Below are 16734 nucleotides of genomic sequence, written 5' to 3'. Positions count from 1 at the left end.
CGCCTGCAATTGCTTATCAAGCTGGAGTTTCTATGTCGTCATCCGCGTTTGATCCCCTAGTCGCTAAACTTGCTCCCTCCTATTGCGATTATTTTTGGTACGAGCAACCTGCCGATCATCACTTAGTTTATCAATATTCTTTGAGTAACGATTTTAATCTCACTCAGATTGGAAACGAATTGAAAAAAATGCTGGATTCTAAATCAGAATGGCAAGTGCAGTTTTATGAAAATCACCATCAGCTATATTATCAAGCCGTACAAACTGACTTTGAATTAATGATTCTGGAGTGTGACCACACGCGCCGTCCGCAATTAATCGATGAATTCATTCAACGAACGTTTGATCTTAAACAAGCACCCTTATATCGCTTTGGCTTATTTACTACCGAAGAGGATACGCAATTAATTTTAGTTTTTCATCCTATGATTATGACGTTAGCATTAAAACCTTCACGCCCCAATGCTAACCCCGATCATGCTGAAGCACTCCAAAACTTTTGCGCAACTCAATTTTGTGATGTGCAAGAACGAATTGATATCCCTTTGATGCCGGCTAAATCTCCACTGCAAAATGCCATCCATCGCTTTGAAATCCCGCTAACTCACTCTGTGCTCCAGTATTTAACCCACGATAATAACGATGCTTTCCTCGCGGTCTATGCCACGTGGTCGATTTTATTTGCGCGGATATCGCGACAAGAAGATTTATTATTGCCTTTTCAATTGCACGCTCACACTGAAAATTTATTTTTTCCAGGCCATGTGCAAATTAAAAATCACTATTCTTTTCATGAAGTCCTGCAACTCTGCCAACAACAATTTCAGCACTCTCAAACTATCAATAATCTCTTTAGCACTCATGAGATTTTGCAAGAACTGCAACGCCACCAGCAATTTTTACAAAGCGATCGTTTTTCTAATATTGGGTTAAGTTTTGGCATAACCCGACACACGGCATTGAGTTTAGAAAAACTAGCGCCCTACTATCAACCTCGCGCATATCTATCGGGTTGTGATTTACATATTGAAATTGAGCAACAGCAACAACGCCTTATAATTCAATTTAATTATAAAAATAATTGTTTCAATCCTAGCTATATGCAATATTTGCAAGATTATTTTACGCGACTTTGGCATAATCTTTTTGCAGAACCTGAGCGTGCGATCATCGAACATGTATTTATGTCGGATACAGAATATCAGCTAGTTACCCAACAATTTTCTCATGCCGATATTCAATATTCATTAACATATCCCGATTTTCTACATTATTTTTATCATCAAGTTCAACAACAACCAAGTGCAGAAGCACTGTATTTTTCAGGAAAGTCATTTACTTTTCGCGAATTGGATGAGCTTTCAAATACCTGGGCACAAGCCCTCTCTCATCATTTTTATTCAATCTATCAACGTCCCATCAGCGCTGACGATACCATGTTAATTTGCACGGAAAAAAATTGGGCGATGGTGGTTGCAATTCTCGCTATTTTAAAAACGCAAGCCGCCTACATTCCACTTGCCAGCATTACTCCTGAAAAACAATTGGATTATATTATTGAAGATTCCGCCGCGAAATTAATCATTAGTCAGCAAGCCATTATTGAAAAGCGCATCACCTTACAAGCACAAGCTCAAAAATTAATTGCGTTAGAAACGCTACCGGAAAAAAGCGATGGTAAAACGACAAATAACTATTTAACCATCAATCCTTCTGCATTAGCTTATATTATTTATACCTCAGGCACGACAGGCACACCCAAAGGCGTGATGATTGAACATCACAGTGTGGCCAATTTAATTGAATTTTATCGTCATGAAGTGGGGATCAACAGTTTTGATCGCCGTTTACAATATAGCTCATTGAATTTTGACGCTTCCATTCCCGATATTTTAGTCACGCTCGCATTAGGTGCAGCGATTTATGTGATCAGTGAAAACGAGCGGCTTTCTGCGGAAGGTTTATATCAATTTATGGCGCAACATCGCATCACCACCGCGTTAATTCCGCCCGCGATGATGCGCTTATTACCCAAAAAACCTTTAGTGGCTTTGCGCGTTTTAGAATCCGGTGGTGAAGCGAGTGATGCAGAAACCTTACAATTTTGGGCTAAACAAACACGATTTTTAAATTTATATGGCCCAACAGAAGCGACCGTCTGTTGCACTTTTCATTATTTAACCCAAGATGATTCACCCAGTTGCATCGGCCGTCCGCTGACGGGAACACATTGTTACGTACTAGATGAAAAATTACAACCCGTCCCGATTGCCGTGATTGGAGAATTATACGTAAGTGGCTTAGGATTAGCGCGCGGCTACAAAGATAAACCCGAGTTATCCGAAAAAAGTTTTATTCCTAATCCATTTAATCACGATAATCACCCTGATTTTCAGTATTTATATAAAACGGGCGATTTAGTCCGTTGGCAAACCGATGGTACCTTAGAGTATTGCGGGCGCAATGATTTTCAAGTCAAAATTCATGGATTTAGAATCGAATTAAGCGCCATTGAATCGGTACTCATGTTACATGAAGATATTGAACACGCAATTGTTATTGTGCAAGAACAAGGAAATAGCAAACACATTGTGGCGTATTACGTGGCACAAGACACCATCAGCTCAAAAAATTTGACGAAATGGGTCGCACAATATTTACCAAAATATATGTTACCCAGTTTTTATATTCGCCTAGATTCTATTCCTTTAACTATTAATGGAAAAGTAGATCGCAAAGCCTTACCCAAACCCAAGAGTGAATTACGCCAAAAATCTTATACACCACCACGCAATGAAACTGAACGCAAAATTGCCGAATGTTTTGAAGAAGTGTTTGGCATGGCACAGATTTCAACGGAAAGTAATTTTTTTTCACTGGGAGGGCAATCACTCATGGGCATTCGCCTGTGTTCGCTCATCACCCAACAGTTAGGAAAAACATGTGATATTAAAACCTTGTTTAAATATCCTAGCATTGCTGAATTAAGTAAAGCCATAGCCCATCAACAACAAGCCATTAATATTCCTAAAATTGCTGATAATCAACCATTGGAATTATCGTATTCTCAACAACGCTTATGGTTTATTCAACAATACGAACATCGCAGTACCACTTATAATATTCCTTATATTTATGAAATTGAACCAGCGATCCAAATATCCCATTTACAAAATGCCTTAAATGCCGTGGTTGAACGCCATCCGATACTGCGCACGATATATCGGGAAGATGAACAAGGTGATGTCTATCAAATTATTACCCAAGAAACGCTAACGATTGCCGAATTTCACGTCAGTGCGGCAACACTTCGAGACTATTTCACTCAAGATGTTCAGCATTGTTTTAATTTATCCCAAGAATTACCTATTTTTGCTCACTGTTACCATGTTAATCAGCGACGCTATTTAGTTTTAGTCATCCATCATATTGCGATTGATGGTTGGTCGATGGATATTTTGCAGCAAGAATGGCAAGCGTTTTATCGATTTTTTGCGCAACACGAAACGTTAAAATTACCTAAAATTCCAATTCGCTATGTCGATTTTGCTAAATGGCAAAAGCATTATTTACAACAAGAATTATTGCAAGATCAACTCGCCTATTGGCGCAGACAACTTGCTAATTACGAAACATTAACGCTACCCACGGATTATCCACGCCCCAATCAAATTAGCTACCACGGCAGTTATCATTATTTTGTCTTACCCAATGAATTAACTCAATTGGCAATTGAATTTAGTGAAAAACAAGGTTGTACTCTTTATATGACCTTAATCACGGCATTTTATATTTTACTCTATCATTATTGCCGCCAAGACGATCTTCTCATTGCTTCCCCTACCTCGAATCGTCATTATCCTCAAATTGAGAATATTATTGGCTGTTTTATTAATACCTTGGTATTAAGACAAACCATTCTCTCTCAAGAGAGTGGAATTGATCTCTTACAAAAAGTCAAATCGACGATTTTAGAAGCACAGCTAAATCAAGATATTCCTTTTGAATATTTAGTCGAAGCACTTAACATAAGCCAAGATCAAAGTCGTCATCCTTTATTCCAAGTCTTATTTACGCTACAAACTTTTGGCGAACCACATTTAGATTTTGGAGATAGTAAGTTAAAAAGCCTTGCTGTTGATGAATATTTTCCCTTATCACTCTACGATTTAAGTCTTTTTATTGAAGAGCGTAATAATACGCTTTCAGGGACCTTTAATTTTAATACGGCATTATTTAAAACAGAAAGCATTCAACGTTTAGCCGAACATTATCAAATTATTTTGCAGCAATTTATTACCCATGCGGAACAGCCAGTCAGCCGCATTCAGTTTATATCACCCGCAGAATATCAATGGTTAATATACGACTGCAATCAAACTCAACGTGAGTATGATTCACAAAAAACATTGATTGATTTATTTGAAGAAAACGCTCAACAATTTCCTAATAATATTGCGTTAGAAATTAAACAACACCATTTAACCTATCAACAATTAAATCAACAAGCCAATCAACTCGCACATTATTTACAACAACACTTAGGCACTATTGCACCCGATACCGTGATTGGCGTGTGTTTACCGCGAAGTCTTAATTTATTTATTAGCTTATTAGCCATTTTAAAAACGGGAGCGGCATACGTACCACTCGATCCGAATTATCCAACCGATCGCCTGCAATTCATGGTGGAAGATTCTAATGCCGCATTAATTATTTCCGAGCAAACACTTACCGCAAAATTACACAGTTTGCCGTGTGATCCTCAAAAAATTATTGCACTGGATACCCTGAATTTAAACTCGTTTAATCATGATAATTTAAATCGCGTGATCCATCCTCAACATTTGGCGTATATTATTTATACCTCAGGTTCCACGGGTAAACCCAAAGGCGCATTAATCGAACATCATTCATTAACCGATTTTGTCACGCATATTATTGATGTTTTTAAATTTCATCCGCGAGCACGCATGTTGCAATTTGCTTCGATTAATTTCGATGCCTCAGTATTAGAATGGGCAACCACCCTCGCGCATGGTGCCAGTTTAATTTTACTTGCGCCCGATGAATTACCCCCGCAACAACTCATCACCGATATTTTACGGAATAAAAAAATCACGCATACTTTTTTACCGCCCACCTTATTAGCCACAGCCGAAGTGTGTGAACTACCCGATTTAGAATGTTTATCCACCGGCGGTGAAGCGTGCCCGCAAGAATTAATGGATAAATGGGCGGCGCGTTATTATTATGTCAATGGTTATGGCCCAACTGAATCGACCATTTTTTCCAGTTGCAAAGTGTGTAAACCCTTTGAGCGTGTCACCATTGGTACGCCGATTATTAATCGCCAATATTATGTCTTAAACAGTGAACTTCAACCCGTTCCCATTAATGTGGCCGGTGAATTGTGTATTGGAGGCGAAGGTTTAGCGCGCGGCTATTTACACCGCGATGAATTAACTCAAGAGAAATTTATTCCTCATCCTTTTGCTGACGATCCCAACGCTCGACTCTATCGCAGTGGCGATTTAGTACGACGGCTTGCCAATGGTGAAATTGATTATTTAGGTCGCATTGACGATCAAGTGAAAATTCGCGGATTTCGCATTGAGCTTGGAGAAATTGAAGCGTGTTTACAAAAACATCCTGAGATACTTCAAGCCTGTGTCGCGGTGAAATTAATTGCAGGCGATAAACAATTAGTGGCGTATTATGTCGCGGATAATTCTCTCGATACCAATTTGTTAAAACAATTTTTAGCCACCCAATTAGCCGATTACATGATCCCCGCCCATTTCATGAAAATCGATGCCATTCCACTTTCACCAACCGGCAAAGTTAATCGCAAAGCCTTACCCGAACCTATAATAACGGCACAAACTGAGTATGTCGCTCCACGCAATCAATTAGAAACACAACTATGCGAGATTTGGCAAACATTATTAAAAGTCGAACGCATTGGTATTCGTGATCATTTTTTCAAACTCGGTGGCCATTCGATTTTAGTCTTAAAATTATGTGCGCAAATTCGCAATCAATTACATAAAGAATGTGAATTAAAATGGATCTTCCAATTTCCCACCATTGAGCAATTAGCAGAAGTATTAACCCAACAGCAACCGCTCACAACCATTCCCACCGTCTCCCGTCAACAAAAATTACCGCTCTCGTTTTCGCAACAACGTTTGTGGTTTATTCAACAATATGAGGGGCAATCGGCTAATTATAATGTCCCGCTCTTATTTGAAATTCGTGGTCAAGTGCAAATTAATTATTTAACACGCAGTTTACACGCGTTAATTGCACGCCATGAAGTATTACGCACGATTTATCGCACGGACGAATTTGGCAATGCCTATCAACTAATCACTCATCAAGAAATCAGTATTGATGAACACACGATTAACTCTGCGGTAGTCGATGATTATTTACAACAATTTTTTTTACATCATTTTAATTTATCAGCAGAATTACCGATTAAAGCCGCTATTTTTCATGTTGAACAACGCCATTATTTTGCTATCGTCATCCATCATATTGCAATTGATGGCTGGTCGGTTGATATTTTAGAACGCGAATGGCAAGCGTATTATCATCATTTTGCTCATCACGCACCGCTTGAGTTACCCCCATTAGCCGTCCAATACGCCGATTTTGCATGTTGGCAACGCGAATTTTTTACCGAAGAACGGATTACTTCTCAATTAAAATTTTGGAAGCAGCATTTGCAGCACATGGAAACGCTCGAGTTTCCCACCGATTTTCCGCGCCCTGGACTCACTCAATTTCACGGAGAAACGTTGTATTTAACCTTACCCGATAACCTTTCACAAGCTTTAGATCACTTTTGTGAACAACACGGCGTAACGCTTTACACCACATTGCTCACCGCATTTTTTGTGGTCTTGCATTATTATTCACGACAAACCGATCTGGTGATAGGCTCTCCAACAGCCAATCGGCATTATCCCCACATTGAAAACGTGCTGGGTTTTTTTGTTAACACGCTCATCTTGCGTCATAGCCTTAATCCAAATCATTCCCTATTAGAATTATTACAGCAAATCACTCAACTGGTACAAACCACACAGCAATATCAAGATGTCCCCTTTGAACGTTTAGTGGATGAATTAAATATTGCTAAAGATCAAAGCCGTCACCCGATTTTTCAAATTTTATTCAGTGTACAAAAATTTGGTGATGCTGAACTAGGATTTACTCCTGGCAAATTACATACTCTAAATCATGATCGCTATTTCCCGATTGCTAAGTTTGATTTAATGGTAATGTTTGAAAAAAATTCAGATGGTGTCGTTGGCGCATTCAATTACAGCACAGCTTTATTTACATCAAAAACCATCCACAGATTCATGCAACATTTTCAAACTTTGTTGCAACATATGGTAAGCAAACCTCAACAAATCATTAAAACTTTATCCTTATTATCACCCGCAGAATATCAATGGTTAATATACGACTGCAATCAAACTCAACGTGAGTATGATTCACAAAAAACATTGATTGATTTATTTGAAGAAAACGCTCAACAATTTCCTAATAATATTGCGTTAGAAATTAAACAACACCATTTAACCTATCAACAGTTAAATCAACAAGCCAATCAACTCGCGCATTATTTACAACAACACTTAGGCAGCATCGCGCCCGATACCGTGATTGGCGTGTGTTTACCGCGCAGCCTTAATTTATTTATTAGCTTATTAGCCATTTTAAAATCGGGAGCGGCATACGTACCACTCGATCCGAATTATCCAACCGATCGCCTGCAATTCATGGTGGAAGATTCTAATGCCGCATTAATTATTTCCGAGCAAACACTTACCGCAAAATTACACAGTTTGCCGTGTGATCCTCAAAAAATTATTGCACTGGATACCCTGAATTTAAACTCGTTTAATCATGATAATTTAAATCGCGTGATCCATCCTCAACATTTGGCGTATATTATTTATACCTCAGGTTCCACGGGTAAACCCAAAGGCGCATTAATCGAACATCATTCATTAACCGATTTTGTCACGCATATTATTGATGTTTTTAAATTTCATCCGCGAGCACGCATGTTGCAATTTGCTTCGATTAATTTCGATGCCTCAGTATTAGAATGGGCAACCACCCTCGCGCATGGTGCCAGTTTAATTTTACTTGCGCCCGATGAATTACCCCCGCAACAACTCATCACCGATATTTTACGGAATAAAAAAATCACGCATACTTTTTTACCGCCCACCTTATTAGCCACAGCCGAAGTGTGTGAACTACCCGATTTAGAATGTTTATCCACCGGCGGTGAAGCGTGCCCGCAAGAATTAATGGATAAATGGGCGGCGCGTTATTATTATGTCAATGGTTATGGCCCAACTGAATCGACCATTTTTTCCAGTTGCAAAGTGTGTAAACCCTTTGAGCGTGTCACCATTGGTACGCCGATTATTAATCGCCAATATTATGTCTTAAACAGTGAACTTCAACCCGTTCCCATTAATGTGGCCGGTGAATTGTGTATTGGAGGCGAAGGTTTAGCGCGCGGCTATTTACACCGCGATGAATTAACTCAAGAGAAATTTATTCCTCATCCTTTTGCTGACGATCCCAACGCTCGACTCTATCGCAGTGGCGATTTAGTACGACGGCTTGCCAATGGTGAAATTGATTATTTAGGTCGCATTGACGATCAAGTGAAAATTCGCGGATTTCGCATTGAGCTTGGAGAAATTGAAGCGTGTTTACAAAAACATCCTGAGATACTTCAAGCCTGTGTCGCGGTGAAATTAATTGCAGGCGATAAACAATTAGTGGCGTATTATGTCGCGGATAATTCTCTCGATACCAATTTGTTAAAACAATTTTTAGCCACCCAATTAGCCGATTACATGATCCCCGCCCATTTCATGAAAATCGATGCCATTCCACTTTCACCAACCGGCAAAGTTAATCGCAAAGCCTTACCCGAACCTATAATAACGGCACAAACTGAGTATGTCGCTCCACGCAATCAATTAGAAACACAACTATGCGAGATTTGGCAAACATTATTAAAAGTCGAACGCATTGGTATTCGTGATCATTTTTTCAAACTCGGTGGCCATTCGATTTTAGTCTTAAAATTATGTGCGCAAATTCGCAATCAATTACATAAAGAATGTGAATTAAAATGGATCTTCCAATTTCCCACCATTGAGCAATTAGCAGAAGTATTAACCCAACAGCAACCGCTCACAACCATTCCCACCGTCTCCCGTCAACAAAAATTACCGCTCTCGTTTTCGCAACAACGTTTGTGGTTTATTCAACAATATGAGGGGCAATCGGCTAATTATAATGTCCCGCTCTTATTTGAAATTCGTGGTGAGATTGATATCGATACATTAAAACAAAGTTTGCAAGCCCTGGTGCAACGTCATGAAGTATTGCGCACGATTTATCGCACTGACGAATTTGGTAATGCCTATCAATTAATTACCCATCAAGAAATCAATGTTGATGAACACGCAATTAGCTCTGCCGTTTTCGATGATTATTTAAAAAAATTTTCCTTACATCATTTTAATTTATCAGAAGAAATACCAATCAAGGCTGTTATTTTTTACGTTGAAAAGCGTCGTTTTTTTGCAATTAATATTCATCATATAGCCATTGATGGTTGGTCGATTGATATTATTGAGCGTGAATGGCAGGCCTTTTATCAGCATTATACTGCTAATACAGCGTTGAATTTATCACCTCTACCCATTCAATACGCCGATTTTGCGCATTGGCAAAGAGAGTTTTTAACCGAAGAACGTATTGCAGCTCAATTAAAGTTTTGGAAAGAGCATTTACAACAAGTAGAAACCTTGCAATTTCCCACCGATTTTCCCCGTCCTCTACTCGCACAATTTCAAGGGGAAACATTTTATTTAATGTTGCCTGAAAATTTATCACAGGCTTTAGAAAAATTCAGTGAGCAACAGGGGGTAACACTTTACACCACCTTATTAACTGCATTTTTTATTTTATTACATTATTATTCGCGGCAAACGGATATTGTGATTGGTTCACCAACGGCAAATCGTCATTATCCACACATTGAGAATGTGGTGGGTTTTTTCGTTAATACGCTAATCTTGCGCCAGATAATAAACCCTAATCATTCTATTCTCGATTTACTCAATCAAGTTACTCAACTTGTTCAAGCCACTCAACAGAATCAGGATATTCCATTTGAACGCTTAGTGGATGAATTAAATACCCCTAAAGATCAAAGTCGTCACCCTATTTTTCAAATATTCTTTAGTCTGCAAAAATTTGGCGATACTACCTTAACATTTAATCAAGGTTTATTAAGCAGTATAAATATTGATGAATATTATCCGGTGGCAAAATTAGATTTATCCGTCATGTTTACGCAACAAGAAAATAATTTACGAGCCGATATAAATTACAATACTGCGCTATTCACTCCACAAACCATACAACGTTTTGCGCAGCATTTTCACACCTTACTTGAATTATTACCTACCCACTGGGATAAACCTATCCGTAATCTTTCATTATTATCACCACAAGAGTACCAATGGCTTGTTTATGATTGCAATCAAACTAAAACCACGTACCCTTGCGATAAAACGATTGTTGATTTATTTCTGGAGCAGGCTCAGCAGCATCCTCATCACGTTGCGTTAGAATTTATGGATTCAAAATTAACGTATCAGCAACTCAATACAACATCCAATCAAATCGCGCATGCATTAATTCATCATTTAAGAAAAATTCCACCCGATGCTATTATTGCAATTTGTTTACCACGTAGTCCTGAGTTTTTTATTGCGATTTTGGCAGTTTTAAAAGTTGGCGCTGCCTATTTACCGCTGGATCCTCATTATCCGCTTGAACGTTTGCAATTTATGCTGGATGACTCAAATGCAATCACTATTATTTCAAAAGGCAATATTATTTCGCTTATTCCAGGTTTAAATTATGATTCCACTAAATTAATTGCATTAGATAATATGGATTTATCCTCTCAGGCATGCAACGATATTGTAGCCAAGCCATCTCCTCAGCAATTGGCTTATATTATTTATACGTCAGGTTCAACAGGAAAACCAAAAGGGGTGATGATTGAACATCGAACATTAACGAATTTAGTGACCCAAATTCGTAAACCCCATCAATTGCATAGCGCTGCTCGCGTTTTACAATTTGCCTCGATGAATTTTGATGCTTCAGTCTGCGAATGGGCAAGCACATTTGCAGCAGGTGCAACCTTAATTGTATTATCAGCCGATGAAATGCCACCTCACAAATCCATCACTCAAACGATTATTGAAAAAAATATTACGCATGCCACACTACCTCCAGCTTTATTAAACGCGACCGATTATGTTGATTTACCCAATTTACACTGTTTAATTACCGCCGGTGAAGCATGCTCTCCAGAATTAGTAAATACCTGGGCATGCAATCGTTATTACGTCAATGGTTATGGTCCAACCGAAGCCACCGTCTGCGTGAGCTATCAAAATTGCCAACCTCATCAACCCATCACCATTGGTAAACCCATTGGTAATGTGCAGTTATATGTGTTAGACGAACAATTACAACCCTTACCCATTAATATTCCCGGTGAATTATATATTGGTGGCGAATGTTTAGCGCGCGGTTATTTGCATCGTGAACAATTAACTCAAGAAAAATTTATTCCCGATCCGTTTAGTCAAAATCCGCACGCAAGACTTTATCGCAGTGGCGATTTAGTGCGACGCCTGGCGAATGGTGACATTGATTATTTAGGACGAGTGGATGATCAAGTGAAAATCCGCGGTTTTCGTATTGAGCTTGGGGAAATTGAAGCGTGTTTGCAACAACATCCTGACATTATTCAAGCGTGTGTTGCCGTCATAGTCATTGCTGGAGATAAACAATTAGTGGCCTACTATGTTGCAAACACGCTCCTTGATCCCACGACTCTAAAGCAATTTTTAAGTTTACAGTTAGCCGATTACATGGTCCCCGCGCATTTCATGAAAATTGCAGCCATTCCCTTATCTCCCACTGGAAAAGTAAATCGCAAAGCGTTACCAGAGCCCATTATTTCAGCCCAAACAGAATATATTGCGCCACGTAATGAATTAGAAACTCAATTAACCACTATTTGGCAAACATTATTAAAAGTTGAAAAAGTTGGTGTTAGCGATAATTTTTTCAAATTGGGTGGTCATTCGATTTTAGTATTAAAACTGTGCGCGCAAATTCGTAATCAACTACACAAAGAATGCGAATTAAAATGGATTTTTCAATTTCCGACCATTGCACAATTAGCCGAAGTATTAGCACAACAACAAGCGACGATCGCTATTCCAACCATTTCGCGCCAACAAAAACTACAACTGTCATTTGCCCAACAGCGCTTATGGTTTATTCAGCAATATGAAGGGCCATCGGCCAATTATAATATTCCTCTCATTTTTGAAATTCACGGCACAATTGAGCTTGCCGCATTAAAACACGCGTTACAATCAGTGGTGCAACGGCATGAAGTTTTGCGCACGCTTTATCGCGCAGATGACTTGGGCAATCCCTATCAAATTATTACTGAACAAAATCTTGAAATCCCTGAACTTACCATTGCAGCGCCGACACTTGATGAATGCTTAGCTCAATTTGTGCAACATCATTTTATCTTAAGCGATGAATTACCGATTAAGGCCACAATTTTTCACACACCGCAACAAAGTTTTTTTGTGATTAACATTCATCACATTGCAATTGATGGTTGGTCAATTGATATTTTAGAACATGAATGGGAAGCATATTATCGTCATCTTGTTGAAAAAACTCCATTAGAGCTACCCAATTTAACTGTTCAATATATTGATTTTGCCTATTGGCAACGCAACTTTTTAACTGAAGAACATTTACAAACGCAATTAAATTTTTGGAAGCAACAATTACACAATATTGAAACTTTATTAATGCCAGCCGATTTCCCACGACCTGCCTTTGCGCAATTTCAAGGAAATACGATTTATTTATCATTGCCACCCTCTCTAAGCAATAAATTAGAGCAATTAAGCGAACAGAATAACGTTACTCTTTACACCACTTTGCTAACAACATTTTTTATTCTTTTGCATTATTATTCACGGCAAACGGATATTATTATTGGATCGCCCACCGCCAATCGTCATTATCCGCAAGTCGACAATATGTTGGGATTTTTTATTAATAATTTAATTTTGCGCCAACAACTCGACCCTCATCAAAGTTTTATTGATTTATTACAGCACGTCAATCAAACGGTGCAGCAAGCACAGCAACATCAAGATATTCCCTTTGAACGCTTAGTGGATGAACTTAGCCTGCCTAAAGATCAAAGCCGTCATCCGCTTTTCCAAATATTATTCAGTCTACAAAAGTTTGGCTCAAATCAAATCCATTTCCAGCAAGGTTCACTTGACAGTTTGAATATTGATCGCTATTTTCCCGTGGCCAAATTAGATTTATCCGTCATGTTCACGCAACAAGAAAATGGTTTGCAGGCAAGCTTTAATTATAATACGGCATTATTTACTCAACCAACCATACAACGTTTTGCGCAGCATTTTCACACCTTACTTGAATTATTACCTACCCACTGGGATAAACCTATCCGTAATCTTTCATTATTATCACCACAAGAGTACCAATGGCTTGTTTATGATTGCAATCAAACTAAAACCACGTACCCTTGCGATAAAACGATTGTTGATTTATTTCTGGAGCAGGCTCAGCAGAATCCCTATCATGTTGCGCTAGAATTTATGGATTCAAAATTAACGTATCAGCAACTCAATACAACATCCAATCAAATCGCGCATGCATTAATTCATCATTTAAGAAAAATTCCACCCGATGCTATTATTGCAATTTGTTTACCACGTAGTCCTGAGTTTTTTATTGCGATTTTGGCAGTTTTAAAAGTTGGCGCTGCCTATTTACCGCTGGATCCTCATTATCCGCTTGAACGTTTGCAATTTATGCTGGATGACTCAAATGCAATCACTATTATTTCAAAAGGCAATATTATTTCGCTTATTCCAGGTTTAAATTATGATTCCACTAAATTAATTGCATTAGATAATATGGATTTATCCTCTCAGGCATGCAACGATATTGTAGCCAAGCCATCTCCTCAGCAATTGGCTTATATTATTTATACGTCAGGTTCAACAGGAAAACCAAAAGGGGTGATGATTGAACATCGAACATTAACGAATTTAGTAACCCAAATTCGTAAACCCCATCAATTGCATAGCGCGGCTCGCGTTTTACAATTTGCCTCGATGAATTTTGATGCTTCAGTCTGTGAATGGGCAAGCACATTTGCAGCAGGTGCAACCTTAATTGTATTATCAGCCGATGAAATGCCACCTCACAAATCCATCACTCAAACGATTATTGAAAAAAATATTACGCATGCCACACTACCTCCAGCTTTATTAAACGCGACCGATTATGTTGATTTACCCAATTTACACTGTTTAATTACCGCCGGTGAAGCATGCTCTCCAGAATTAGTGAATACCTGGGCATGCAATCGTTATTACGTCAATGGTTATGGTCCAACCGAAGCCACAGTCTGCGTGAGCTATCAAAATTGCCAACCTCATCAACCCATCACCATTGGTAAACCCATTGGTAATGTGCAGTTATATGTGTTAGACGAACAATTACAACCGTTACCCATTAATATTCCCGGTGAATTATATATTGGTGGCGAATGTTTAGCGCGCGGTTATTTGCATCGTGAACAATTAACTCAAGAAAAATTTATTCCCGATCCGTTTAGTCAAAATCCGCACGCAAGACTTTATCGCAGTGGCGATTTAGTGCGTCGGCTTGCGAATGGTGACATTGATTATTTAGGACGAGTGGATGATCAAGTGAAAATCCGCGGCTTTCGTATTGAGCTTGGGGAAATTGAAGCGTGTTTGCAACAACATCCTGACATTATTCAAGCGTGTGTCAACGTGAGTAACAATGGTGCTGATAAGTTTTTAGTTGCCTATTATGTTAGCCCCAACAATATTGCCAGTGAGGAACTGCAATCGTTTTTACGAACTTTTCTAGCCGATTATATGATCCCCGATTTTTATATGAAGTTGGCAGAAATACCCATTACCAGCAATGGCAAAGTGGATCGTAAACGATTACCTGCTCCCGATATGAAAAGTTCAAATACTTATATTGCACCTCGCAACGCGACTGAAGAAAAATTATGCATTATTTTTCAAGAAGTTTTAAAATTAGAACGAGTGGGAGTTGCTGATAATTTCTTTAGATTAGGAGGTAATTCACTAAAAGCCATTCGTTTGTTAAATCTGATTGCGCAACAATCTCTGCCATCAATCACCTTAAAACAATTATTCACTCATGCGACAGTAGAAGAATTGGCGACATTAGTGCGCGGAGAATCAGCAGTGGATGATCGATCGGCATTACACCAACTAATCGAACAGGATATTCACTTAGCAGAAAATTATTTATCATCAATAAAAATCACCCCGCAAAAAAATAAAGTGTCTCGTATTTTATTAACGGGTGCGAATGGTTTTGTAGGAATTTATATTTTACAAGCCCTATTGCAACAATCAAAAGCAACTATTTATTGTTTAATTCGAGCTAATAATAACTTAGAAGCCCAACAAAAACTGCAGAACACCTTACACGAATATCAATTAAGCTTAGATTTAACTCGTATTAACATCATTACGGGTGATTTAAGCAAGCCCCAACTGGGTTTAGAACATGCGCAATGGCATCAATTGCAAAAATCCATTGATTTAATTATTCATAATGGGGCGTATGTTCATCATCTTGCTCCCTATCAAACGCTACGTGAAACTAATGTATTGAGCGTAGTGGAATTAATCAAATTGGCAACGGTGCATCATGCGAAACGTTTATGTTTTATTTCCACCTGTAGCGCAATTCTTCCAGAGCAACAGCGCTATCCCGAAACCTTGCCGCAGCAAAGCATTACAGAAATGCTTGATCAATTTGAAGCGGGCTATGTGCAATCCAAATGGGTAGCGGAAACTTTGCTGACCAACGCACGTGACGCAGGATTAGATTTGATGATGATCCGCTTGGGCAATGTGACTGGGGATTCGAGCACTGGGATCAGTAATTATCAGGATAATCATGGGTGGGCAATATTTAAATCGTGCCTGCAATTAGGAATTAAAATTAATTTTCCGGCAACCATTGAAATGATGCCCGTCGATTATATTGCAAAAGCCATCGGGTATTTAAGTTTAGAACGTCATCCGTATGATTGTTATAATTTAGCGAACCCGCATCAAATCGATTATGCGACTTATTTTTCGTTTGCAGAAAAAATCTTTAATCATTCTTTACGTCAAGTGAGTTTACCAGAATGGCAACAATTATTAACAACCATTGATGCAACCAATGCCTTATATCGTTTTCGTGAGGCTTATTTGCACGCGGATTTCAGTCAAACCGCCATCCCACCCGTATATGACAATACCAACGCCAGTGAAATTTTAGAAAAAAATAACATCATCACCTATCCGCATGATTATTTTACTCTCTGTCAATTGTATTTTAATTATTTAATTAAGGTAGGTTATTTAACGTGAAACTCACTATACCGATCGCCTGCGACTTAATCTCCGACTCCCCGCATCTTCATTGGCGAGCGGTATAGACTCTTCATAC

At 38.7% G+C, this 16734-nt stretch carries 1 protein-coding gene; it reads left to right on the top strand.

Annotated elements, in window-relative coordinates; translation table 11 throughout:
• The first annotated feature begins 32 nt into the window (after window positions 1-32).
• The gene (locus KIT27_03180; protein MCW5588647.1) at window positions 33-16655 is read left to right on the top strand and encodes an amino acid adenylation domain-containing protein; all 16623 of its coding nucleotides are present in this window, start codon (window positions 33-35) and stop codon (window positions 16653-16655) included.
• Window positions 16656-16734 lie beyond the last annotated feature (79 nt).

Source organism: Legionellales bacterium, assembly GCA_026125385.1.
In the GTDB taxonomy this organism is placed as follows: domain Bacteria; phylum Pseudomonadota; class Gammaproteobacteria; order JAHCLG01; family JAHCLG01; genus JAHCLG01.
Note: the sequence above shows the minus strand (reverse complement) of the source record. Positions and strands in the feature narration are given on the sequence as shown.

Excerpts from the sequence above, each read along its gene's own strand:
- KIT27_03180 (MCW5588647.1), top strand. The coding sequence starts at position 33 with ATGTCGTCATCCGCGTTTGATCCCCTAGTCGCTAAACTTGCTCCCTCC.